Here is a 22,199-nt window from a genome sequence, read left to right as displayed (position 1 = left end):
AATTCAATTAACGTCGCCTAACGTGCTGCCATCATGGAAGATATTGCCGTTATTTACTCATTTATCGTTACGATTTATGGTAATATATCTACATAGCTAATCAATATAAATAGTGAGTCGTATATTAAATACGGCTCGCTTTTTTATTGGGTAACGTTCAGAGATTCAGAGGGGTATCCATAATATGCGTGATATTCAATTGGTATTAGAACGCTGGGGCGGTTGGGCAGCAAATGAAGATAGTGGCGTAGGTTACTCCCCCATTGCAGCAGGATTTAAAGGTCTGTTACCCAGTACCACAAAATCACGGTTGTCGTGCTGTGATAATGATGGGTTGTTAGTCGATACTGCTATAGGCAGGCTAAAAAAGGCAGGACGCAGCGAAGAGTATAATCTGATAGAGCAGCATTATAAAAAGGGTATATCAAAGTCAGCGATTGCCAGGAAGCATAAATGCTCAGAGGGTAAGATTCGGTTAAAACTCATGCTGGCTGAAACTTTTGTAGATGCCTGTTTGATTATGGCTGGGGCTAAGTTAGAAATGGATGAGTGGACGCATAAATCTGATAGTACAAAACTGTATCAGACCTGTTCTGACAATGCTCTGTAGCAAGGATTGGATAAATATTAGCGTCGGTTAAGGGCGAGAAGTGGACCTTACAATCAGATCGAGTTAACAGGGCGGCACATGGATAGCCAAGTGCCAAACTCAGCTTTCACCATCCTGTTTAGTTTTAGCCGTCAGCTGGTATCTGTCTATCAGCGATGTTTTCGTTCATGTTCGATTAGCCATTCTTTGCGCGCGATGCCCCCGCCGTAACCGGTCATCGAACCATCCTTGCCGATGACTCTGTGGCAAGGAATAACTATAGCTATTCGGTTTGCTCCATTTGCGGCGGCCACCGCTCGTACTGCGTTAGGTTTTCCAATCTGCCCGGAAAGAGCTTGATAGTGTGACGTTTGTCCATAAGGAACAGCACTTAGCCCCTGCCAGACGGAGCGTTGAAAATCACTGCCTGGAGCATCGAGCGTGAGCTCAAACTGTTGTCGCGTTCCGGAAAAATATTCACAAATCTCTTTTTCCGTTTGTCGGGTGTGGCTATTCTCCCCTGACATTATTCGAGCATTCAGCAAACGTTGGAGATCACGGAATTCCGTCTCCAGCATTCGGCGGTCGGTAAACTCCAGCAGGCAAACTCCACGTTCCGTAGCACAGACGAACATTGGGCCTAGGGTCGTGGTAAATCGTTGAATTATAATTATCTGAGTCTGCTCTGTTGGAGCAACACCCGTAAGTCGCTTATAGGTATAAGCAAAACCGCTCAATGATTCGTAGCCATTATCAAAAGCCACATCGGTGGCTGCGGACCCACCTTTTAGCTCCTGAAGTGCGATATTCACCCGCTGCATTCGTTGAAATGCCTGGAAGGTAATACCGTGGTTTTGTAGAAACCAGCGTCGTACCCGCTCGGGGCTGACATCGTGCTTACGTAGCGCAGTGTCGCTTATTCGTGTTTTAGGGTTAGCGCGCACGAGTTCAAGTGCTTGTTCGATAAAAAACGGAGCTGTGTGCGCATTTTCAGTGGGTCGGCACACTTTGCAGGGGCGAAAACCTGCATCTAGAGCAGATTTAAAATCTTTATAGAACTCGACATTCTCACGTTTTGGTTTCCTCGCCCGACATACCGAAATACAAAATACCCCCGTTGTTTTGACACCAACGAAAAACACCCCTGTATACTCCGAAGCGCGCTCAAGTAATGCCTGATACCAGACATTGCACTGGGCATTATCGAGAACTTTCATCAATGAAAACTCCTGCAAATGTTTGCTGCGACTGGATAAGTAGCATTAAATCTTTAAGTTTCGATTGAATGGCTGAATGAACGAAACTTCCCATAGAAATGCGACTTACACCCATTTTCCCCAGCCTTTCGAACGTGGGAAGATCTGGCATACACATGACATTTAATGGAATATTAAGCTCTTTGGAAAAGGTCTCAATATCTTTTTCTGACGTCAGACATGGGACAAAAAGCCCGTTTGCCCCCGATGCTTCATAAAGTCGGCCACGTAAAAGCGTTTCCTGTAAAGCATGTTCATGATTAAGCAGGTATGTATCAGTACGGATATTAAGAAATAGTTGATAACTCTCGTTGTTCAACGCATTGCGAATCTCTTTTAATTGACTGGAAAATGCAACCGCATCATCAAGTTGTCTGACACCGTTAACAATTCTGCTGTCCTCAAGATTTATACCAACAACTCCAAGCTGCGCGAGACGTTTAAGATTGGTCGTTATCTCATCAGTTGTGCCACCAAATCCCGCTTCTACATCAACACTTAATGGTAGGCTACTGACGGATTGGATACGTGTGACAATGTAGAGCAATTCATCAAAAGACATTGCTTCTCCATCTTCGTAACCTAACGTTGCGGCAATCGCTGCACTTGAAGTACCCATGGCCTGATAGCCCGACTGGTGCGCCATAATTGCACTAGCAGCATCCCAGACATTGGCGATGAGTAATGGTTTGTTTTGATGGTGAAGTTCCGTGAAGTTCATGATTATCTCCTTTAATAAAGTACAGGATGAATCTAGAACATCCGATGAAACACTCACAACCGAAAATTAGACGACCATTTTTTTAAACCGCTATAAGAACTGATCTGCTCGTTTTTGATTAACATAGCTGGTGCTAGAACGTCCTCTTCTGGCACAGGCTGTGTGAAAACGTTAGTGATTGCAGAAACGGTCAAGTGCAGAGGCAAAAAATGAGCGCCTACGTAAAATTTGACGTTGTTGACCAGTAGCTCGATTCCAGATTTTGCATAGCCACACGCACTTCAGTTTTTGGTTAGGGTTTTCACACCGCCTGGGCACAGAGCAGACAAAAAGCAAGGTCATAAGGTTCGCTATGAGCGAACAGCGGACGTTGGCCTTTCATATATGTACGATTTACTCGCTGGCCTGCTCTGACGTATATATCATAGATTCAGGGATTCATTAGTATGATCGGAGATTGCATATGTTGATATATAACGTTTTTGGGCGGCATATTGGCGTTCAACGTAAGAATGAACGATGGCTGGTATTTCGTGCTGACCTGACGGAGAGAAAGTTTTCTCGACTCTATGACATCGCTATACCAGACGATATGACGGAAGGCGAGATTGCCGGCTGGCTGGGTGACATTTTCCATGAAGCCGCAACCGAGCGTCATCCAAATGTGGAACGCATTGAATAAGGATTTGATGGATAGCATTACATTGAGTCCGTTCCTGGCACGGAGCGGACGTGTTAACGAAGCTGAAGGTCCGCTGTGAGCGAAAAGCGGAAGATCAGTGCTCGCTGAAGACATAAGCACTTTTGCATCCATAATGGTCATAAAATAATAAATATTATTTAGAGTGTATTGTTTTTAGTATGGGTCCATCTCTTTCATTAACGCCGTCTTGATATATTTTTACAGGAGGTCAACCCATGGCTATCTGCGAGCAACTCGTGTATTTCGTTGGGAGATAGCGAACTGGAAAGAAGTACGCTGACCCAGTGCTCTTTGTTCATGTGATAAGCGGGTAAGATGCCATCTTTTTTACGTAATGAGCCGATGTATTCCGGCCTGACTTTCACTTCGAGTATATCTAACTCATCATCCGTCTTTAGACCCAGCTTAGTACCAGGGACATTCATCACGATACCGAACCATTTCTTTCCATCGTGATGCCGAAGTACTGCATAGCTCGGCAGCTTGCTCCAGAGATATTCGGGCTCAGATTTAAAATGCTCCCGTGCGTAGCTGAATAATTCCTCTCTTTTCATGATTTTTCTCGCATCATTACTTAGTTTATATTTTTCTCTGGAAGTTATAATACCGCGTTCGTGCTTATATTAGTCAACCAATCCGATTCGTAGCTCATGTTCATATTCCCTTCACGAAGGGATTGTTTGTAGCGCGGATGTTAGCGTCAATCTCCCAATCTCGATAAAACGGCTCAGTTTCATGGTTTAGCAGTTCGATTACCAGGCTCATATTATCGCCTTTTTGATACAGGCGAGCCAGATGGCGTGCGCGGCTGTTTTGAAGACCCAACAAGACGCGCAATCGGCGATTTTCGATCATAAGCGGTTCAGTTGCGCGCCGAACATCACCCGACGCCTTAGCTTTTGCAAAAACAGCGTTCATGTACGTCATATAAACGGCGAAGGCGGTAACGAAGCCAATAATCCATAACATATATACTGCGATAAACATGCTTTTTCCTTAGTGGGTAAACATCAACATTGCAAAAATAACGTCTGGTCTCATCCTCACAGGCTGAAGGGCGAGGTTAATTTAGAATGCCAGTTCCTGGCACCGAGCTGACTGAGTCCAGAGTACAATGGGTACCAGAATAAGTATGAAAGAATACAAAAATCGTATAAAAAGCTATTCGTTACGAAATTTACCTATTATTCTGCTAAGAGTGGTTACTTAGTCACGTAGCTTACACAATTCAAAAAACCTCGCTTTTTGCGGGGTTTTGTCGTTTCTGAGGACTCACAATGTCGAAACTGTCCACTGATAGTTTGGTATTTCATCCAGCAGACGAGAAGCCAAAGCCTGATATGGACGGTAAAACAGTTTTACTGCTCAATCCCTGCGATGGTTACCATATTGGCTATGTGCGTGACTCCGATGGCTATGCCGGTATTTATACTTGGCTCATGAGTGAGCTGACTCCGCATGATTTCTATGTCGCATGGGTCTTGCTGCCTGACGACATCGATGTGAGTAATAAATTTGAAGATCAGCGAAAATCTCGCTTATACTAATTTCGAGATATGCTCAGGCTGACATCCAGGGTCATCTGTCCAAAAGAAACTGAGCATATTTCACTTGTACGCAGTGACAGCCGGGAAAGACCGGCAACTATTCAAGTTCTTGAGTTAATAGCTCGAGGGCTTTTTTACATGCGGGATTATCCCCTATGTAGAATTAGCCGAATGTGGTGAATACACGACATTTTACAAATGATTAAAAGGGCATAGAATGATTACTCCTCTAAATTGGAGGTTCTATGTTCAAGAAGATTTTAAACAGTAAGCTGGCGGGCTATATCGTAGGAATATTGATTGCGATTGGCCTTGGCGAAAGCTTCATCACTACTCGCGAAGAAGCTGAGAAATTTGCTAAATAATTCAGTAATCAAGTTTAAGGCTCACTTCGGTGGGCCTTTTCAGTTTTAGCTCGCTAGTCACCCAATCAACTCCACACACACTATTAACAGATGAGTGGCTGCACTGGTGGGCTAAATTCTTCAATTTATCAATGTCGGGCCTCCGCGCTAATACGTGGCCTTTTACTTATACCGCCCGGCGTTCGCTGAGCGAACAAAGGAGCACATATGGCAGAGCCTGTGACTACCACAACGGTGGCGGGCGGGGCGGTAACGGGTGTTGCAGTCATGACGTTTTTCGCTGGGTTACCGGCTGATGTCGTGTTGGGCGCTTTTGCAGGCGCGATCCTGTTTGTTGTTTCCGCCTCAGAGTATGGCATTCGTTCCCGCATAATCTTGGCGATCGGCAGCTTCACGGCAGGCCTGACGATGTACAAACCCGCAGCAGCTTGGATTGTTGATTTCCTTCCGGCTGGTTACGACCGGGGCGCGGATGCTGCGGGTGCATTACTGGCCGCTGGTTGTGTCATTCGCGTGCTGATGATGATCAACAGTGGTGGTGGATTCTTTAAAAAAAGAGGGGGCAGCGATGGTGACTCATGATCCTGAAACGCTAATCAATGCTGTCGTCTGTGCAGTGATTTTTATCCGTGTTTTCTCATTTCGCCGCAATGGCACCGAATACGTTCGCTGGGGCGCATATCTGGCGTGGGGGTTGATGTTTGCTACCGGTTCAGTAGCGATCCGTATCGCGCTTGGAGCTTATGAGGGAACTACGGATCCCGCTGAGCTATTTATCAACATCGTGCTCTGCCTGCTTGTGTTGAGGGCTAAGGGCAACGTAGTGCAGCTATTTAAGGTAAAGAGAGGTGGCAATGTCTAATTTCCGCTTTAGTAAGCGCAGTGAGAAAAACCTCGAAGGGGTAAATGCTGCCCTAGTAAAAGTGGTTCGCCGGGCCATTGAGATTACCACTGTTGATTTTACGGTGATTGAAGGGGTGCGCGCGGTAGAACGGCAAAAAGAGCTGGTGGCCACTGGTAAAAGCCAGACCATGAACAGCCGTCATATTTCCGGCAATGCGGTTGACCTGTTACCTACAGGGGCCGACTGGAATGATTATAAATGCTGGTTGCCGGTATTGGATGCCATGCACCGCGCAGGTAAAGAGTTAGGCGTTAAGCTGCGTTTTGGTATCAGTTGGACAGACAATCCGAATGACAAGCCAGCTAAGTTTCTGGACGCGCCTCATATCGAGATACCCGCATGAAAGAAACCCTATTGAGATTGATAGCCGTCGCACTGACGATTTCAGTTTTAGTCGGAGGCGGGTACTGGTGGGGTAGCGATAGTAAAGATTCGGAATGGTCTCTCAAGTGGACTAAGCGCGATAAATCAGACCTAACGGCAGAGCTAGCCGCCAGAAAGAGCGCCACTGAAAAAGAGGTCCAACTTCAGGCTGCCCAATCAGCAGGATTAAAGGCATATCAACAAGGGGTAGTAGATGCTGAGAACAAAGCAAAAGGCACTATTGCTGCTTACCGTGCTGGCAATATCAGGTTGCAAAAGCGCTTCGAGTGTCTCTCCGCTTCAGTTGGGGGTATGCCCGTTACTCCCGCCAGTGGACAGCTCACTGATGCAGCCAGAGACTGCGGATTTTCAGACGCAGATGTCGGGTTTCTTATTTCAATCGCTGAACGAGCCGACAAGCTAGTTGAGAAGGTCACCGCATTGCAGAAGGTTGTCACTGACGACCGGTTAATCATCAACAGCACCAAGCTTCAATAATGCATGCCTGAGTGGATAGCAAACATGAAAGTCCCCGTTCAGAAGTCAATCAACCCCACAATTTCCGCTGAATATGCTGAAGAAGCCTACAAGGAATACCGCGCACAGTTTGGCAGCAGCCAATCACTTGAGCGCCTGTACGAGCGAGGTGGATTCAGTTATGCAGAAATGGTGATGCTCTTATACAAGCGGATCAAACGCTTAGAGGGAAAAAGTAATGTATAACTTGCCAGGCGCAGGATCATTCATTGTTCTTGGTTGTATCTGTGCTGTTGTTGGCTGGGGAGTGATTGAGTTCATTCTGTGGTTACTAAGTTTCATTCACATCAGCATTGCTTAGGGTCATTCAGATAATAATCATATTAATAAATGGAAGTAACTAATGTTTAAGTTTGAACTAAATTAGCTCGTCGAAATATCTATTAGTGGTGAGACCGGTCATATCAAAGGTCGAGCTGAATATTCTAATCAGGGAATCCTCTACCAAATTCATTACAAAACAGTAGATGGACGAGCGGAGGAAAAGTGGTTCGATGAACAAGACTTATCAGCCATTGAAGATGATGCTCACCCTGGCTGCACAGTATATATTGCAAGAAAAGAAGATCTACCTGATGGCGCGATAATCGAAGAGTAAAAGCATTACAGGTGGCATTCATTGAGTGCCATCGATAATGTTTGTAGTAATATATTCTCGTTATTACTTAATTGACCAGAGGTTGCTATATGCAAGATATAATGCTTTTTGGTGAGGGGTGGAATGGGGAAGTGCGCAGTATTGAGCAGGGATTACGTAGGTTAAATTTAATTCCGCACCGAAAAGACCCACACTTACGTGAAGCCATCTTTGAGGTTATCGACTACTATTCCGATAATGGTGATATGTATCTTGTTGGTTATATTGGCAATGAACCATTAATGGAAGATATTGAAGAAGCAATTATGAGACAGAAGCCAAAACCAATATAAGCCCCGCATATACAGCTAATCACTTAACGAACAATAAGCCACTGACTTTATAAGCCGGTGGCTTTTCTATTTGGAATCAACCATGAAAGAGCCAAGGGTGACATTCATTGAGCGCCATTGATAATGACTACATAGGAGAAATGAAATGACAGAGTTAAACGTAGAAGTCGCTGCTATCACCCCTTCGCAGGCATTGAAGCTACGAGTATTAAAGCTGGTCACAAATGATACTGCTGCGGCTAAAGAGGCCATTGCATTCGTTGGTGATAGTGAGTTGAAGTATGAGATGTTCGCCCATCAGTTTGCAGCGGTTTATACAGAGCAGGGCGTTGTAGCGAAGACATCTAAGGCAATTCAGAACGCAGTAGAAGCACTGTCTCTATTCGAGTAATGGCTTGTTGGGTAAACATGATAACGCGTACCTGGAGCCACTAGCCTTATAAGCCGGTGGCTTTTCTATTTAGAGCCAATCATGTGGATCTGATTACGGAACCCTAAAGGTCAAAATATAAATAGAAATGACAATCAATATCATTTGTAAAGGTACTCCCGGAGGGGGTCCCTACCACGGGGCGGCGAACTCGCGGAAAACGGCTAGTTTTTGGATTTTGATCGCATCATCAGCAGGTGTCCTATCCATATGATTTTAAATTAAAATATTAAAATTGACCTGATGAAATTCAAAATCATATTCATCAGGTTATATGAGGTTAACTATTTGTTTTTAATTGATATATAAGAGGTTGAGCTGGTGGCGAGAGGTGGTGATGGGAAATATTGGCGACCTGGCTGATGCTTTTAATTGGAGTATATCCAAGATATCTGAGGCTTTTTCTGTGGATAGGGCAACGATTAGAAAGCGGCTTGTGGAGAATAATATTCAGGCCACAGGCACCTTCCGTGGCAATCCGACTTATGCCCTTAAAGATGTGGCCCCTGCATTATTCGCCGTTGTCCGTGAGGCGGGTGAAGATATCTCACATGATCCCTCGCACATGATCCCGAAAGAACGTAAGGATTGGTTTCAATCGGAAAACGAGCGCATCAAATTAGAAAAAGAACAACGCAGTTTAATTCCTGTTAATGAGGTCGTAGCCGTTTATTCAGCAATGACAAAATCGGTAGTGCAGGTTCTGGAGACAATTCCAGATATTCTGGAGCGCGACTGCGCTTTATCGCCTCAAGCAGTAACAGTTGTTCAGGCTGCAATAGATGATTTACGTACGACGCTATCTGAACGCTCTTATCAAGCTTGTGCGATTGATCTTATGAGCGATAAAGGGGAGGTGATTGTCGAGGAGGATTAATGGCTTATGCGTCAGCGGAAACTATAGGACGAGATATTTCATTAATCCTACGGCCGCCGCGCCGTATTAAAGTCTCAGCGGCGGTACATAAATACATGAGAGTACCAAAGGGGGCGGGTAATTCGGTTCCCTGGGACCCGAACGTTGCCCCTTATGTTCTTGAACCCATGGACATGCTTGCATCGCGTGAATATGACGCAGTAATTTTTGTCGGTCCAGCCCGAACAGGTAAAACAATTGGTTTGATTGATGGCTGGGCTGTCTACACCATTGTTTGTGATCCTTCCGACATGCTCATCGTTCAAATGACAGAAGATAAGGCAAGGGAGCACAGCAAGAAGCGTCTTGATCGTACTTTCCGAAGTAGCCCTGCAGTAGCAAAAAGGCTTAGTCCGCGCCGAAACGATAATAACGTTCACGATAAAATATTTCGTGATGGGTCATTCCTTAAAATAGGCTGGCCATCCATCAACGTAATGTCATCATCAGATTATAAGTTCGTGGCGCTGACGGATTATGACCGCTTCCCGGAAGATATTGACGGGGAGGGCGACGGGTTCACCCTGGCCTCAAAACGAACCACAACATTTATGTCATCAGGTATGACACTGGTTGAAAGCTCCCCTGGCCGCGCTATCACTGATGCCAAATGGCGGAGAAGCTCACCCCACGAAGCCCCGCCAACTACGGGCATTCTTTCACTGTATAACCGTGGCGACCGACGCCGCTGGTACTGGCCTTGCCCGCACTGCGGCGAGTATTTCCAGCCCTCAAAAGATGTTGTTCAGGGATATCAAAATATTGCAGACCCCGTGGAGGCCAGTGAATCCGCTTATATAGAGTGTCCGCACTGCCAGGGAAAAATAACGGCTAACCAAAAGCGGGACCTTAATCAGAAAGGTATCTGGTTGCGTGATGGCGAGAAAATAGATTGTCATGGAAATATCACTGGTCAGGCGCGCAGATCTCGCATCGCATCATTTTGGATGGAAGGACCCGCCGCTGCTTATCAGACGCTTTCTCAGTTGGTCTATAAGTTACTTTCCGCTCAGAAGGACTATGAAGCGAATCAGAGCGAAGAGACATTGAAAGCGGTCATTAACACTGACTGGGGATTGCCCTACACCCCTCAATCCAGCGTAGAGCAGCGACAATCTGAAACTCTGATGATTCGTGCGGAGGACGTAACGAAGCGTACTGTGCCGGACGGTGTGCATTTCCTTATAGCCACCGTTGATGTGCAGGGGGGGAAAAACCGGCGTTTCGTTGTTCAGGTTATTGGCTATGGTACCCACGGTGAACGGTGGATAGTTGACCGTTACAACATCAAGCAGTCGATGCGTGTCGGGCCTAATGGCGAAAGTCTGCCAATTGATCCCGCCGGTTATCTCGAAGATTGGGACCTGTTGCGTTCCGATGTACTGGATAAAGAATGGCCGCTGGATAGCAACCCCAACGTTTCATTGCCTGTACTTGCAATGGGAGTGGACTCCGGCGGCGAGGATGGCGTAACCGGGAACGCTTACGAGTTTTGGCGGCAATGCCGTCGCGATGGTGTACATAAGCGCGTCTTTCTCTTTAAGGGGGATAGCACGACGCGCAGCAAGCTGATCACCAAAACGCTTCCTGATAATACAGATCGCCCTAATCGTCGGGCTGAGGCCCGAGGGGATGTACCTCTTTATCTTTTGCAGACTAATCAACTGAAAGACCGGATCAGTAACGCGCTTCAGCGTGAAACTCCGGGGGCTAACTACGTGCATTTCCCGGCATGGCTGGGGGAATGGTTCTATGACGAATTGACCTACGAGGAACGAAGCCCTGACGGTAAATGGACAAAACCGGGTAAGGGCGCAAATGAGGCATTTGACCTTATGGTGTATGCCCATGCACTGGTAATACTGCGGGGTTACGAGAAAATCAACTGGGAAAAACCGCCTCCATGGGCACGACCTGTTGAAGCCAAATCACTGTTACCTCCCGCTGAAAGATCGACTTCCCCAACATCCCGTACCAAGTCAACAAAATCTAAAAAATCATCAGCCCAGCAAGAAGGGAATACCTCTGCATGGGCACCATCTACCTCAGGAGGCTGGGTGTGAATCAGGCAGAGATTGAAAACATGATCCAGCGTTATGCCGCAGCCGAAATGGCGGTGCTGGAAGGTAAGTCCATCACCTTTAACGGTCAGTCAATGGCGATGGAAAATTTGAGTGAGATTCGAAAGGGGCGAGACGTATGGGAGCGCCGCCTCGCTAATCTTCTGGCAACCCGGCGTGGACGTCCTATGTATAAAGTGGCGAGGTTTCCATAATGAGCATTTTTGATGATGCTATTGGTTTGCTCTCACCGGGCTGGAAAGCTGCCCGCTTAAAATCTCGCGTGGCTATACGTGCATATGAAGCGGTATTACCCACCCGGACCCATCGCGCTAAGCGTGAAAACCGTAACGCTAACCAGCTCAGTCAAGTAGCGGGCCGTTCTTTGAGGGAACAGGCTCGCTGGCTGGACAACAATCATGACCTAGTGATCGGGCTGCTGGATAAACTGGAAGAGCGCATCATTGGTGCTAAGGGCATCATCGTCGATCCACAGCCTATTCTTCGTACCGGGTTAGTGGCTGATGATCTGGCGAAACAAATCAGGGCAGCATGGGCGGAGTGGTCTGTTTCACCTGATGTGACCGGGCAGTTTACCCGGCCGGTACTCGAACGCCTCATGGCACGCACCTGGTTGCGCGACGGTGAAGTCTTTGGGCAATTTGTCAGTGGATCTGCTCAGGGGTTAGCGGCAACAGCCGACATTCCTTTTTGGATTGAGGCGCTTGAACCTGACTTTGTTCCGTTGGAGATGAACGACGATGGAAAAGGTATTTGTCAGGGTATTTACCTGAATGGCTGGGGACGCCCCACTAAATATGTTGTTTATAAATCCCTGGTCACGACAGGTATTGCGCTGGGTAACACGAAAGAAATCGTGGCTGATGACATGGTGCACCTGAAGTTTATGCGTCGTTTACATCAGGTTCGTGGAAACAGCTTATTGTCTGGCATCCTGATCCGGTTGAGTGCGCTCAAAGAGTACGAGGACTCTGAGTTAACTGCTGCACGTATAGCGGCTGCATTGGGTATGTACATTAAAAAAGGTGACGCTCAAACCTATGATGATTCATCTGCAGACAATAAGCGGGATTTGAACATTGAACCTGGCATTATCTTTGATGACCTGTTGCCAGGTGAAGAAATTGGCATGATCAAGTCAGACCGGCCCAATCCCAACCTTGAAAATTTCCGTAACGGTCAGCTAAGAGCGGTTGCCGCCGGAAGTCGTGGAAGCTATTCCAGTATATCCCGCAACTATGACGGTACATACAGTGCCCAGCGACAGGAGCTGGTGGAATCTTTCGAGGGCTACAGCATCTTGCAGGATACCTTTATTGCAGCGGTCACCCGTCCCATGTACCGCAACTGGCTGAAACAGGCTATTGCCGCTGGCATTATCACCGTCCCACCCGATGTTGACCAAAATACATTGCTGAATGCGGTATACAGCGGCCCCGTTATGCCGTGGATTGACCCGTTAAAAGAGGCAAATTCATGGCGCGTGTTGATTCGGGGTGGCGCGGCCACAGAAGCTGACTGGATCCGCGCTCGCGGTGCTAATCCGGGGGATGTAAAACGCCGTCGTAAGGCGGAAATTGACGAAAATACCGAGCTGGATCTTACCTTTGATACTGATCCGGCTAACGATAAAGGAGATGCCCGTGGGCAAGAGCAGCAGAAAGAAACTGATTAAGGCACCGCAGGCGTCTGGCGGAGATAAAAGCTGGTTCCGCATGAAAGCCAGTGGGGAAAAAAGCGCAGATATTTATATCTATGAGGAGATCGGTTACTGGGGTGTAACCGCCCGCCAGTTTGCCAGCAGCCTGAAAGCGTTGGGTGATATCGACCATATTAACCTGCGCATCCACTCTCCGGGCGGTGATGTGTTTGAAGGTATTGCCATTTACAACCTACTGAATACTCATCCCGCCAGTAAAACGGTTTATATCGACGGCCTTGCCGCCTCTATGGCCTCGGTGATTGCGATGGTCGGCAACCCCGTCATTATGCCGGAAAACGCGATGATGATGATCCACAAGCCTTGGGGCATTACCGGTGGTGATGCCAATGATATGCGCGACTATGCCGATCTGCTCGATAAGGTGGAGGGGGTTCTTATTCCCTCTTATGCCAAAAAGACCGGTAAAACCCCGGAAGAACTGGCTGTCATGCTCGGTGAAGAAACCTGGCTGACGGCACAGGAATGTGTTGAGCACGGTTTTGCCGATCAACTACTCCCGTCGATGCAGGCCATGGCCCGCATCAATTCAAAACGTATCGAGGAATTCGATTCTATGCCAGCCTCTCTGAAAAATATGATTATCAAACCCAAAGCGACCGCGATACAGCCTGTCGCACCCACTCCGCCGGCAGTACCTGCAGCATCTCTGGATGACAATGCCATTCGTGCTCAGGAGCGTGAGGCGCAAAAACAGCGGATCAACGGTATTAAAGATCTGTTTGCTATGTTCGGTGGGCGCTATCAGGAACTGCAATCCGCGTGTGTCGAAGATATTGATTGCACTCTGGAACAGTCCCGAGAAAAGTTGCTGGCATTGATGGGGAAAGATGCCACGCCATCGAATAAAACCCCACCTGCGGGTCAGCACATCTATGCCGGGAACGGTAACTTCACTGGCGATGGTATTCGTCAGGCGTTGATGGTACGTGCAGGCTATGAAGAACGCCAGAAAGACAACGCTTATAACAGCATGACGCTACGTGAATTGGCGCGTATGTCTCTGACCGAGCGGGGTATTGGTGTGGCCTCCTACAACCCTATGCAAATGGTGGGAATGGCCTTTACTCACAGCACCTCAGATTTCGGTAATATTCTGATCGACGTGAGTAATAAATCTATCCTGCAAGGCTGGGAAGAAGCGCCGGAAACGTTCGAAGAATGGACACGCAAAGGGCAACTGTCTGATTTTAAAACTGCACACCGTGTTGGTATGGGTGGTTTTCAATCGCTGCGCAAGGTTCGTGAGGGTGCGGAATATAAGTATGTGACCACCGGTGACAAACAGGCCACCATCGCGCTGGCGACTTACGGTGAATTATTCTCCATCACCCGTCAGGCTATTATTAATGATGACTTGAACATGCTGACCGATATTCCAATGAAGTTGGGGCGGGCAGCGAAAGCCACCATTGCGGATCTGGTTTACCTTATTCTGACGACCAATCCTAAGATGACAACCGATAACACCCCTCTGTTTGATAATAAGCATGGCAACCTTACGAGCGGCGGGATTGACGTGGCCAATCTTGATAAAGCCCGTCAAATGATGCGTACACAAAAAGAAGGCGATCGTCACCTGAATATTCGCCCGGCCTTTATTCTTGTTCCAACCAGCCTGGAATCTGCGACTAACCAGGTCATTCGCTCATCCAGTGTCAAGGGTGCAGACATTAATGCGGGTATCATCAACCCAGTTAAAGATTTTGCCACCGTCATTGCCGAGCCTCGTCTTGATGATGCCAGCGCCAAGGCTTGGTATCTCGCAGCGGCACAGGGAACAGATACGATTGAGGTTGCCTATCTGTCTGGAATGGATACGCCGTACATTGATCAGCAAGAAGGTTTCACCTCGGACGGCGTGACAACCAAAGTGCGTATTGATGCGGGTGTCGCTCCTGTTGATCATCGTGGCTTGGTGAAATCCAGCGGAGAGTAATCCCCGTACTTTACTTCCTCGGCCCTGACGGGCTTTTTTTATACCTGAAATTCGGCCCTTCGGGGCCGTGGAGATAACAACAATGGCTAAGAATTATGTTCAGGAAGGCATGACCATTTCGATCACTAATAGTGGTGATACAGCTATTTTAAGCGGTGATCCGGTGGTCGTTGGCGATTTAATCGCAGTGGCCATCACGGATATCCTCCCCAGTTCTGTCGCTGATGGTTTTGCTGCTGGGGTGTTTTTATTGCCCAAGCTGGAGACTGATGACATAGCCGTAGGCAAAAAAGTGGCACTAAAAGACGGCAAGATTCAGTTAAGTGCGACAGGTGCTGTCGCCGCAGGGCGGGCATGGGATGCCGCACCTGCTGGCAGTTCGTTTGTTGCGGTCAAAATCAATGGCTAACGTCTTTGACCGCCTAACATCCCGAATGGACCGGGTGACCGTGGCGCGAATGGGGGGGCCGGTACTGATTAACGATGTGGAATTTGTCTCCGTAGAAAGTCATCTAATTCCTGAAATGGGTCCCATGACTGGCGATGGCATTTCATTGGTTATTTTCTCCGCTGACTATGTGCCACATCGTAATGACCAGGTGGTTTTGGATGGTCAATCCTACATCGTTACCCGCCATCAGTCTTTTAATGGTAAACCCCAAATCTGGTTGGAGTAACGGGAGATGTCATGACAGTTCAAGGTTTGGATCAGTTGATCAGTAATCTTGCCGCGCTCAGTAAAACGGCGGTACCACGGGCTACCGCGCAAGCCGTGAACCGTGTTGCTGGGCGGGCAATAAGTCGCAGTAGTTCAAAAGTTTCCAAGGGTACCAAAGTGCCGTTAAAACTGGTTCGGGGGCGAGCTAAATTAAAAAAGGCCAGTCCGGGACGCCCAATAGCCACTATCCGCGTTAAACGGGGTGATTTACCCGTTATTAATCTTGGCCCAGTGCGTATGCAGTTATCGCGTCGTAAAGGGAGCAAGGGGGGCGCAGACAGTGTGCTGAAAGTGGGGCGTTTCACATTTCCAGGCGCATTTTTACAACAACTCAGTAATGGACGTTGGCAAGTAATGCGCAGAACGTCAAAAGCCCGTTACCCCATTGAAGTGATTAAGATCCCAATGGCAGCACCACTCACACAGGCATTTGATGATGAAACAAAAGCCCTTCTGATGAGTGATATGCCAAAAGAACTGGCGGCGGCATTGAGCAATCAATTACGACTGGTGATTAAACGATGAACAAACATACCGCAATACGTACAGCAGTACTTGATGCACTGAGAGCTTCCATTGATGATCCGAGTGTCACTTTCTTTGATGGCCGACCGGGATTCCTTGATGTAACAGATTTGCCAGCCGTCGCCGTTTATCTGACTGATTCAGAGTCTACGGGGGAGTATATCGACGGTGACCATTGGCGTTCAGTCTTGCATGTGGAGGTTTTTTTAAAAGCAAAAAGCCCCGACTCGGCACTGGATGAGTGGATGGAAAACAAAATTTATCCTGTCATGGGGGATATACCGCTGTTATATGAACAGGTAGAAAGCATCTCCCCGCTAGGCTATGACTACCGTCGTGATGATGAAGCAGTCACCTGGGGTTCATCGGACATCAGCTACTCTCTGTCGTACTTTAAATAATGCCTTTTCTAATAGCACATACCCGCCACTGAGCGGGTTTTTTTATGTCTGGAGCAAAATATGACCAGTAAGTATGAAAAAACACAAGGTACAGTTTTTAGCGTTTCTGCTGAAGTGGCGACTGAGGCCAATCCGTTAGATGCCGTATGGTTATCCGCATCTTGTTCTACGAAGGAACTTAACTTTTACCGGTGGGCAGAAGGATGACATCGACGTCACCAGCCTTTGCTCTACTGAAAAAGAGATGGTGAACGGGCTGTCGTCACCGGCAGAAATGACCATTAACCGCAACTGGAGTGCCGAAGAAACGGCACAGAGTTCACTGATGGCGGCGTATGAAGACGATACCCGTCGCGCTATCACGGTTGTTTTCCCGTCTGGCAATGGTTTTGCCTACCTTGCTGAAGTGCGGCAGAACAGTTGGAGTGCTGGCCTCTCAGGTGTGGTTTCGGCCTCTTATACACTTCGCATTATCGGTAAGCCGGTAAAAATCACGCCGGTTGTGCCGGAGTCCCGCGCTGCACTTGCAAAAAAAATTACCGTCTAAGAAAGGATCATTCTCATGGCTGTACTGAAAAAATCTCTCAGGGAACTGGCCACTGCGCCTTTATCGGGTTTTCGAACGAAAGTGATCACCGTTTCCGAATGGGAAGGGGCCACCGTTGTTTTGCGTGAGCCTTCACCTGCGGGCTGGGCGCGTTGGCGTGACGTTATGAAACCAGGGGAAGGGGATGGGGAGACTGAAGCCCCCGCACTGTCATTGTCAGAAGAAGCACAAAGGAACATTCGCGCGGATGTGGTGATGCTCATTGATGTGCTGCTGGATGAGGACCGCCAGCCTGTTTTCACGCAGGCAGATGCAGAAGCCATTGTTGAGTTTTATGGGCCGGTACATTCCCGACTGCTGCGACAGGCGCTGGATTTACAAACCACGGCGGCAGACGCTGAAAAAAAGTCCGAGAGCCAGAAACCCGATTCTTAATGACGCTTGCCCTGCGCCTGGGCCGCACCCTAGGCGAACTACGTGAAACGATCAGCATGACTGAATTGCGGATGTGGGTTGAGTATGACCGTCTCAGCCCAATTGGGGATGAGCGCGGTGATTATCATGCTGCACAGATCACTGCCGCGACCTATAACGCGCAGGGTGGCAAGAATCCGCTCAGTATCGCGGATGCTTTGCTGCGCTGGAATGAGCCAGCAGATGAGAGTGGAGAGTCTGGATCAGAACTTGAAGCATTCTTAGGGAAGTTGGCTGAGTAACTTACCCGCTTCGGCGGGTTTTTATCGGGGGAGCTATGACCGTACTGGGTGATCTGATCGTTAATTTGTCGGCTAACTCGAGTTCATTTCAATCTGAGATTGCCCGCGCCACTCGTTTAGGGAGTGATTACCATAGAACCATGGAGTCAGGTTCCCGGCGCAATAACGCGGCCATAAATGAGAGCCAGCAAGCGTTAAAAGCCTTAAACGGTCAATTAGAATCCACCCGCGCTATAGCCTCGCAGGCTACCGGTGTGCTGGCGGGGGTATTTACGATCGGGAGTTTGATAAAAACTGCTGATGAGTGGGGGCAACTTTCCTCACGCGTCAGGATGGCAACAGATTCACAATCGCAGTACATCGATGTTCAGCAGCGGTTAATGCAAATCAGTGACCGCACCTATAAATCAATTGATGAGCAGTCGGAATTGTTTATCCGCAGCGCCAATTCCATGAAGGAACTGGGATTCTCGACGGCCAGTACCATTGATTTTATTGATTCGATTTCCAGCTCATTAACTACCAATGCGGCGAGCACTGAAAAAGGCCAAAGCGCCATTAACGCACTGTCTAAATCGATGGTTATGGGCAAAGTGGCTGGAGATCAGTGGAATACCGTGATGGAGGTGATGCCGACCATTATTGGTGATATTGCCCGGTATTTAGGTACCACGGAGACGGAAGTTAAAAAACTGGCGGCCAGCGGCAAGTTATCGATGGATACCTTTGCAAAAGCCACTATTGCGGCGAAAGACCGCAACGCCGAACTGGCGGAAGCGATGCCGACGACGATCGGTGATGCCATCACCAAACTGTCAAACCACTGGAAAGCCTATATTGGCGATGCTAACGCAGCGCACGGTGTCACTCAAACCGTTTCTGGCTCGATCAGTTTTCTGGCTGATCACATTGATATGCTGGCTATTGCCGGTACAGCCCTGGCGGCGGGCGGTGCTGCAAAATACCTTACCTCAGTAGGGATCAGTGCTGGTGGTGCTGCGCGGGAGTTATTAAAGGCGCAGAAAGAACAAATTAGTCTGGCTGATGCACAGCTTAAAGCTGCACAAGCCGCGCAATATAAAACGACGCTGGAACGCCGTGCGGCGCAGGCGGCTTTAGATGTGGCGACCGATACCGACAAGCAGCGAGCCGCTACACTGGCGCTGGTACAGGCCAGAAAAGTCGAAGAAGCGGCGATAAATGGCGTTGCTGTGGCGCAAACCCGACTGAATGCCATCACCAGTGTGGCCGGACGTATAGGGGCTGGTTTGTTGTCTGCGGTCGGTGGGTTGCCCGGACTTGCCATGATGGCCGTGTCCGCCGCTGCCGGATTCCTGCTGTTACGTGATAACTCAAACGAAGCCTCAAAAAGCCTCGCGGATATGAGCTTGCCGGTTGATGAACTGACAAAAAAATTCAGGGAGCTGGGGGAGGTTCAGCGCCGATCATTTACCGACAGCCTGAGAAATGACATTGCCAACACGGATGCAGAGATCAGGAAATCTGTTGAAGCCATCAAAATTTATGCCACTCAGGCAATTCCCAAGGATTTGGTATCCAATGCGTTTGGTGGCACAGAGCTGGTTATCAATGCAGAAAATCAGCAAGCGTTAGATCGGTTTGTTGCAACACTGCGCGATGTTGACAGCAGCGCCGGCGGGATTAAAAACCTGCAAGGTTATATGCAGTCAAATTTCGATGCCTTTGCAAAAGCGACAAACATGTCGGACGAGCAGCGCCAAGGCTTGCAAGAACTGGCTACTGCCTATGTAGAGAGCAAGGGAAAGCTCGAGGGTTTCACTGAAAGGTTGCAGGCGATTATCGGCGTTACGAAAGAAGCGACAGCGGCTAATAATGGGCTGGCAGCCTCTTTAAATGTCGATTTTTCCAAGCAGTTAACCAGCGCAAAACTGGCGCTAGATGTATCAAAACTGGCAGCAACAGGGGCTAAAAATGAGGCTGAACTGTTGCGTGGGGCCTATGCTGCTGCGGGGGAACAAGCTGAGTTACTGGCACCACAAATACAGAAGATTGTTGCTTCTGGTGGGAAGGTTGATGTCTCTCCGGGGTTAGAAGGGGTGCGCGAATGGGTGCAACTTCAGTCTCAGATCATTGTAAATAATGATGCAGCCCAAAAGTTGACGGCATCCATTAAATCAGGGGCCAGCGAGGCAAAAAAACTCGGTGATGCCTATGACAAAGTACTGCAACAGCAAAACCAGCAAATTGCGATGCACGGGAAAGAGGGCGAACTGGCCAAGATCAGTTATGAGCTGGCGAACGGTGAACTGAGCGCACTCAGCGAGGCCCAAAAGCTCACACTGACCCGTAATGCTGCCGAGCAGGACCGGCTGGCAACACAGGTCAAACTGAAATCCATGTTGGAGCAATTACGCACCCCGGAAGAGCAGGTGCTGGAAACGACCCGCGCCCGCCTCAAGTTACTGAAAGAGGCCGCACCGGCGACGGAAGATTACCAAAAAGCGCTGGAGAAAATCTCAAAGGGCAGCGTAACGGAAGCCCCTAAGTATGCCGGTCTGGATGCCTCAGTGGGTGGTGCTGGCAGTGAACTGAGTCGGGTTGCCGATGCAGAAAAGGAGCTTAAAAAATGGTACGACAAGCAGATCGATATGCAAAAAGAACTGCTGTCTACCAAAGAGGGTAACGAACAAATCTATGCTGACCGTGTGGCTGAAATCAACCAGCAAAACAATGAGCGGCTGGCCGGTATTCAAACCGCTTATGCCTCAGCAACGCTGGGCGTGTTCTCATCAATGACAGGAAGTGCGGCTGATTTACTCGGTGATTTGGTCGGGAAAAGCTCAGCAGCCTACAAAGCGATGTTTGTTGCCAGCAAGGCCGCCTCCATTGCTCAGGCAGTGCTTAATACCGAAGAAGCCGCTACTAAAGCCATGGCGCAAGGCGGGATGATAATGGGTATTCCTATGTCGATGGCGATACGCGCAGTGGGTTACTCCTCTATCGGTTTGATGGCGGGCACCGCGTTAGCGGGCATGGCGCATGATGGTATTGATAACGTCCCGGCAACCGGCACCTGGTTACTTCAGAAAGGGGAGCGTGTCACAACCGCCGCAACCTCGGCAAAGCTCGACGCCACGCTGGGGGCTATTCAGGAGCAGCGTGAAACCACTGGTGGGGAATTTAACTATTCACCGACGATTCAAGTTAACGGCGACCCCGATCAGCGGACATTACAGATGCTGGAAAGTGCCGTTCAGCAAGGGTATGCCCTGATGGTTAATGATCTGGCTAAAGGGCAAGGCAAAGCGTCAAAAGCGATGGGGGCCGGATGGAACACCAAACGGAGGGCAAGATAGTGAGTGATATTAACTATCCGCATGCGTATTTGCCCCTGCCTTTAATGGAGGGTTATGGATTTAAAGCGGTCAGCCCCATTTTGCGCACTCAAATGACTTCTGGACGGGCAAGGCAGCGACGACTTTATACGTCCGTTCCCACTCAGGCATCCGTCAGTTGGATATTCAAAACAGATGCTGAATCTCAGTTATTTGAAGCGTGGTTTAGGGATACCATCAGTGATGGCGTGGCGTGGTTTTTTATGAAGTTGCAAACCCCTCTGGGGGTTGAAGCCTACAAATGCCGATTTATTGATATCTATGAAGGTCCGATTTTGGTAGCCCCTAAATACTGGCGGTTTTCTGCCACGCTGGAACTCTGGGAGCGCCCGTTATTACCTTCAGGGTTAGGTGAGTTCCCCGACTACATTATCAACAGCAGTATTATCGATCTTGCCTTAAATCAGGAGTGGCCAGAAGCATGACCATATTAAATCGACTGTATGCCTCCGGTGGGTCAGAAGTGATTATTCAGACACTTGAGATTGCGGTGGGTGACAAGACCTATTGGCTCACCAAGGGCTGGGAAGACATTACCGCCGTGCTGGAAAGTGGCGAATCAGCGACCTTCACCGCGTGTGGCATTGATATCGCCCTTCCCGCAAGAAACAGTGATGGTACGCAGGATCTGCAATTTGCTATCAGTAATATTGATGGCATTGTCTCCACGGCCATTAGAGGGGCGCTCGATTACCTCAGTACCGCCTTACTGACGTACCGATACTATGTTTCTACCGACTTATCCGCACCTGCAGCAAAGCCCTATACGCTGATAGTGAAATCAGGGTACTGGACAGCTACCGAGGTTCAGATCACGGCGGGCTACATGAACGTGCTCGATACTGCGTGGCCCCGCTACCGTTATACATTGCCGAACTACCCCGGATTGCGCTACCTGTCCTGAGGAAAACCCT

Annotated in this window: 28 protein-coding genes and 1 pseudogene; 25 read left to right on the top strand and 4 right to left on the bottom strand. The window is 48.5% G+C overall.

Annotated elements, in window-relative coordinates; all coding sequences use genetic code 11:
* Positions 1–184: 184 nt before the first annotated feature.
* Entirely contained in the window at positions 185–610 is a 426-nt protein-coding gene (locus EL015_RS15520) for an antiterminator Q family protein (RefSeq protein ID WP_032905639.1), read from the top strand.
* A gap of 149 nt (positions 611–759) precedes the next feature.
* On the opposite strand, the gene EL015_RS15515 is transcribed toward EL015_RS15520, so the two are convergent.
* Positions 760–1,806 (bottom strand): bifunctional transcriptional activator/DNA repair enzyme AdaA, encoded by a 1,047-nt coding sequence (locus tag EL015_RS15515; RefSeq protein ID WP_032905640.1) that lies wholly within the window; start codon positions 1,804–1,806, stop codon positions 760–762.
* Positions 1,790–2,566: an isocitrate lyase/PEP mutase family protein gene (locus EL015_RS15510; protein WP_032905642.1), complete on the bottom strand. Its 777-nt coding sequence runs from the start codon at positions 2,564–2,566 to the stop codon at positions 1,790–1,792. Before EL015_RS15510 ends, EL015_RS15515 begins: the two co-directional genes overlap by 17 nt.
* A 463-nt stretch (positions 2,567–3,029) precedes the next feature.
* On the opposite strand from EL015_RS15510, the gene EL015_RS15505 reads away from it, so the two are divergent.
* On the top strand, positions 3,030–3,248 hold the full coding sequence (locus EL015_RS15505) for a DUF7661 family protein (RefSeq protein ID WP_005182474.1): 219 nt from the start codon (positions 3,030–3,032) through the stop codon (positions 3,246–3,248).
* Between the two features lie 197 nt (positions 3,249–3,445).
* On the opposite strand, the gene EL015_RS15500 is transcribed toward EL015_RS15505, so the two are convergent.
* Positions 3,446–3,823 carry an MmcQ/YjbR family DNA-binding protein gene (locus EL015_RS15500; protein ID WP_032905644.1) on the bottom strand — a complete coding sequence of 126 codons (378 nt, stop codon included), beginning with the start codon at positions 3,821–3,823 and terminating at the stop codon, positions 3,446–3,448.
* A 100-nt stretch (positions 3,824–3,923) separates the two neighbouring features.
* Positions 3,924–4,256 (bottom strand): hypothetical protein, encoded by a 333-nt coding sequence (locus EL015_RS15495; RefSeq protein ID WP_032905646.1) that lies wholly within the window; start codon positions 4,254–4,256, stop codon positions 3,924–3,926.
* A 290-nt stretch (positions 4,257–4,546) separates the two neighbouring features.
* Here EL015_RS15495 and EL015_RS15490 point away from each other — a divergent pair, with 290 nt between their 5' ends.
* The 23 genes and pseudogenes from EL015_RS15490 (at position 4,547) to EL015_RS15375 (ending at position 22,189) form a co-directional block, all read left to right on the top strand.
* Positions 4,547–4,816 carry a hypothetical protein gene (locus tag EL015_RS15490; RefSeq protein ID WP_032905648.1) on the top strand — a complete coding sequence of 90 codons (270 nt, stop codon included), beginning with the start codon at positions 4,547–4,549 and terminating at the stop codon, positions 4,814–4,816.
* 572 nt (positions 4,817–5,388) lie between these two features.
* Positions 5,389–5,763, top strand: a complete 375-nt coding sequence (locus tag EL015_RS15485; protein WP_005182483.1) for a putative holin — start codon at positions 5,389–5,391, stop codon at positions 5,761–5,763.
* Complete coding sequence (locus tag EL015_RS15480; RefSeq protein ID WP_032905650.1) at positions 5,750–6,043, top strand: phage holin family protein; 294 nt, start codon at positions 5,750–5,752, stop codon at positions 6,041–6,043. Before EL015_RS15485 ends, EL015_RS15480 begins: the two co-directional genes overlap by 14 nt.
* Positions 6,036–6,428 carry a M15 family metallopeptidase gene (locus EL015_RS15475; RefSeq protein ID WP_032905651.1) on the top strand — a complete coding sequence of 131 codons (393 nt, stop codon included), beginning with the start codon at positions 6,036–6,038 and terminating at the stop codon, positions 6,426–6,428. Before EL015_RS15480 ends, EL015_RS15475 begins: the two co-directional genes overlap by 8 nt.
* A complete protein-coding gene (locus tag EL015_RS15470; protein ID WP_231118607.1) occupies positions 6,425–6,946 on the top strand; it encodes a DUF2514 family protein in 522 nt (173 codons plus the stop codon). Before EL015_RS15475 ends, EL015_RS15470 begins: the two co-directional genes overlap by 4 nt.
* Positions 6,947–6,970: 24 nt before the next feature.
* Positions 6,971–7,171 carry a hypothetical protein gene (locus EL015_RS15465; RefSeq protein WP_032905653.1) on the top strand — a complete coding sequence of 67 codons (201 nt, stop codon included), beginning with the start codon at positions 6,971–6,973 and terminating at the stop codon, positions 7,169–7,171.
* A 501-nt stretch (positions 7,172–7,672) separates the two neighbouring features.
* On the top strand, positions 7,673–7,915 hold the full coding sequence (locus EL015_RS15455) for a hypothetical protein (protein ID WP_005182502.1): 243 nt from the start codon (positions 7,673–7,675) through the stop codon (positions 7,913–7,915).
* 145 nt (positions 7,916–8,060) lie between these two features.
* Positions 8,061–8,306 (top strand): DUF2560 family protein, encoded by a 246-nt coding sequence (locus EL015_RS15450; protein WP_005182505.1) that lies wholly within the window; start codon positions 8,061–8,063, stop codon positions 8,304–8,306.
* Positions 8,307–8,682: 376 nt separating this feature from the next.
* Positions 8,683–9,222 (top strand): DUF1441 family protein, encoded by a 540-nt coding sequence (locus EL015_RS15445; protein WP_032905655.1) that lies wholly within the window; start codon positions 8,683–8,685, stop codon positions 9,220–9,222.
* Positions 9,222–11,324, top strand: a complete 2,103-nt coding sequence (locus tag EL015_RS15440; protein ID WP_005182509.1) for a phage terminase large subunit family protein — start codon at positions 9,222–9,224, stop codon at positions 11,322–11,324. The genes EL015_RS15445 and EL015_RS15440 overlap by 1 nt, the downstream gene beginning before the upstream one ends.
* On the top strand, positions 11,321–11,536 hold the full coding sequence (locus EL015_RS15435; protein WP_032905657.1) for a hypothetical protein: 216 nt from the start codon (positions 11,321–11,323) through the stop codon (positions 11,534–11,536). Before EL015_RS15440 ends, EL015_RS15435 begins: the two co-directional genes overlap by 4 nt.
* Entirely contained in the window at positions 11,536–13,017 is a 1,482-nt protein-coding gene (locus EL015_RS15430; protein WP_005182511.1) for a phage portal protein, read from the top strand. The genes EL015_RS15435 and EL015_RS15430 overlap by 1 nt, the downstream gene beginning before the upstream one ends.
* Before the next feature lie 40 nt (positions 13,018–13,057).
* Positions 13,058–15,001 (top strand): ClpP-like prohead protease/major capsid protein fusion protein, encoded by a 1,944-nt coding sequence (locus EL015_RS15425; RefSeq protein WP_005182514.1) that lies wholly within the window; start codon positions 13,058–13,060, stop codon positions 14,999–15,001.
* Positions 15,002–15,083: 82 nt separating this feature from the next.
* Positions 15,084–15,410: a DUF2190 family protein gene (locus EL015_RS15420; protein WP_005182518.1), complete on the top strand. Its 327-nt coding sequence runs from the start codon at positions 15,084–15,086 to the stop codon at positions 15,408–15,410.
* Entirely contained in the window at positions 15,403–15,678 is a 276-nt protein-coding gene (locus EL015_RS15415; protein ID WP_032905660.1) for a DNA breaking-rejoining protein, read from the top strand. The genes EL015_RS15420 and EL015_RS15415 overlap by 8 nt, the downstream gene beginning before the upstream one ends.
* Positions 15,679–15,689: 11 nt before the next feature.
* The gene (locus EL015_RS15410) at positions 15,690–16,244 is read left to right on the top strand and encodes a phage tail protein (protein WP_005182524.1); all 555 of its coding nucleotides are present in this window, start codon (positions 15,690–15,692) and stop codon (positions 16,242–16,244) included.
* Complete coding sequence (gpU, locus tag EL015_RS15405; protein ID WP_032905662.1) at positions 16,241–16,645, top strand: phage tail terminator protein; 405 nt, start codon at positions 16,241–16,243, stop codon at positions 16,643–16,645. The genes EL015_RS15410 and gpU overlap by 4 nt, the downstream gene beginning before the upstream one ends.
* Before the next feature lie 60 nt (positions 16,646–16,705).
* A pseudogene (locus EL015_RS15400) lies at positions 16,706–17,192 on the top strand (phage tail tube protein).
* Positions 17,193–17,207: 15 nt separating this feature from the next.
* Positions 17,208–17,627, top strand: coding sequence for a phage tail assembly chaperone (locus tag EL015_RS15395; protein ID WP_032905664.1), 420 nt, complete (start codon positions 17,208–17,210; stop codon positions 17,625–17,627).
* Positions 17,627–17,908, top strand: coding sequence for a phage tail assembly protein T (locus EL015_RS15390; RefSeq protein WP_032905666.1), 282 nt, complete (start codon positions 17,627–17,629; stop codon positions 17,906–17,908). The genes EL015_RS15395 and EL015_RS15390 overlap by 1 nt, the downstream gene beginning before the upstream one ends.
* A 35-nt stretch (positions 17,909–17,943) precedes the next feature.
* A complete protein-coding gene (locus EL015_RS15385) occupies positions 17,944–21,246 on the top strand; it encodes a tape measure protein (protein ID WP_005182536.1) in 3,303 nt (1,100 codons plus the stop codon).
* Positions 21,246–21,710, top strand: coding sequence for a hypothetical protein (locus tag EL015_RS15380; RefSeq protein ID WP_032905668.1), 465 nt, complete (start codon positions 21,246–21,248; stop codon positions 21,708–21,710). The genes EL015_RS15385 and EL015_RS15380 overlap by 1 nt, the downstream gene beginning before the upstream one ends.
* The gene (locus EL015_RS15375) at positions 21,707–22,189 is read left to right on the top strand and encodes a DUF1833 family protein (protein WP_032905670.1); all 483 of its coding nucleotides are present in this window, start codon (positions 21,707–21,709) and stop codon (positions 22,187–22,189) included. The genes EL015_RS15380 and EL015_RS15375 overlap by 4 nt, the downstream gene beginning before the upstream one ends.
* The last annotated feature ends 10 nt before the right edge of the window (positions 22,190–22,199 follow it).

This window comes from Yersinia intermedia, from assembly GCF_900635455.1.
Taxonomy (GTDB): domain Bacteria; phylum Pseudomonadota; class Gammaproteobacteria; order Enterobacterales; family Enterobacteriaceae; genus Yersinia; species Yersinia intermedia.
This window is presented reverse-complemented; position numbering and strand designations above follow the sequence as displayed.

Bases quoted from the DNA above. Each gene is read 5' to 3' on its own strand.
- EL015_RS15520 (WP_032905639.1), top strand. From the start codon at position 185: ATGCGTGATATTCAATTGGTATTAGAACGCTGGGGCGGTTGGGCAGCA.
- EL015_RS15515 (WP_032905640.1), bottom strand. From the start codon at position 1,806: ATGAAAGTTCTCGATAATGCCCAGTGCAATGTCTGGTATCAGGCATTA.
- EL015_RS15510 (WP_032905642.1), bottom strand. From the start codon at position 2,566: ATGAACTTCACGGAACTTCACCATCAAAACAAACCATTACTCATCGCC.
- EL015_RS15505 (WP_005182474.1), top strand. From the start codon at position 3,030: ATGTTGATATATAACGTTTTTGGGCGGCATATTGGCGTTCAACGTAAG.
- EL015_RS15500 (WP_032905644.1), bottom strand. From the start codon at position 3,823: ATGAAAAGAGAGGAATTATTCAGCTACGCACGGGAGCATTTTAAATCT.
- EL015_RS15495 (WP_032905646.1), bottom strand. From the start codon at position 4,256: ATGTTTATCGCAGTATATATGTTATGGATTATTGGCTTCGTTACCGCC.
- EL015_RS15490 (WP_032905648.1), top strand. From the start codon at position 4,547: ATGTCGAAACTGTCCACTGATAGTTTGGTATTTCATCCAGCAGACGAG.
- EL015_RS15485 (WP_005182483.1), top strand. From the start codon at position 5,389: ATGGCAGAGCCTGTGACTACCACAACGGTGGCGGGCGGGGCGGTAACG.
- EL015_RS15480 (WP_032905650.1), top strand. From the start codon at position 5,750: ATGGTGACTCATGATCCTGAAACGCTAATCAATGCTGTCGTCTGTGCA.
- EL015_RS15475 (WP_032905651.1), top strand. From the start codon at position 6,036: ATGTCTAATTTCCGCTTTAGTAAGCGCAGTGAGAAAAACCTCGAAGGG.
- EL015_RS15470 (WP_231118607.1), top strand. From the start codon at position 6,425: ATGAAAGAAACCCTATTGAGATTGATAGCCGTCGCACTGACGATTTCA.
- EL015_RS15465 (WP_032905653.1), top strand. From the start codon at position 6,971: ATGAAAGTCCCCGTTCAGAAGTCAATCAACCCCACAATTTCCGCTGAA.
- EL015_RS15455 (WP_005182502.1), top strand. From the start codon at position 7,673: ATGCAAGATATAATGCTTTTTGGTGAGGGGTGGAATGGGGAAGTGCGC.
- EL015_RS15450 (WP_005182505.1), top strand. From the start codon at position 8,061: ATGACAGAGTTAAACGTAGAAGTCGCTGCTATCACCCCTTCGCAGGCA.
- EL015_RS15445 (WP_032905655.1), top strand. From the start codon at position 8,683: ATGGGAAATATTGGCGACCTGGCTGATGCTTTTAATTGGAGTATATCC.
- EL015_RS15440 (WP_005182509.1), top strand. From the start codon at position 9,222: ATGGCTTATGCGTCAGCGGAAACTATAGGACGAGATATTTCATTAATC.
- EL015_RS15430 (WP_005182511.1), top strand. From the start codon at position 11,536: ATGAGCATTTTTGATGATGCTATTGGTTTGCTCTCACCGGGCTGGAAA.
- EL015_RS15425 (WP_005182514.1), top strand. From the start codon at position 13,058: ATGAAAGCCAGTGGGGAAAAAAGCGCAGATATTTATATCTATGAGGAG.
- EL015_RS15420 (WP_005182518.1), top strand. From the start codon at position 15,084: ATGGCTAAGAATTATGTTCAGGAAGGCATGACCATTTCGATCACTAAT.
- EL015_RS15415 (WP_032905660.1), top strand. From the start codon at position 15,403: ATGGCTAACGTCTTTGACCGCCTAACATCCCGAATGGACCGGGTGACC.
- EL015_RS15410 (WP_005182524.1), top strand. From the start codon at position 15,690: ATGACAGTTCAAGGTTTGGATCAGTTGATCAGTAATCTTGCCGCGCTC.
- gpU (WP_032905662.1), top strand. From the start codon at position 16,241: ATGAACAAACATACCGCAATACGTACAGCAGTACTTGATGCACTGAGA.
- EL015_RS15395 (WP_032905664.1), top strand. From the start codon at position 17,208: ATGGCTGTACTGAAAAAATCTCTCAGGGAACTGGCCACTGCGCCTTTA.
- EL015_RS15390 (WP_032905666.1), top strand. From the start codon at position 17,627: ATGACGCTTGCCCTGCGCCTGGGCCGCACCCTAGGCGAACTACGTGAA.
- EL015_RS15385 (WP_005182536.1), top strand. From the start codon at position 17,944: ATGACCGTACTGGGTGATCTGATCGTTAATTTGTCGGCTAACTCGAGT.
- EL015_RS15375 (WP_032905670.1), top strand. From the start codon at position 21,707: ATGACCATATTAAATCGACTGTATGCCTCCGGTGGGTCAGAAGTGATT.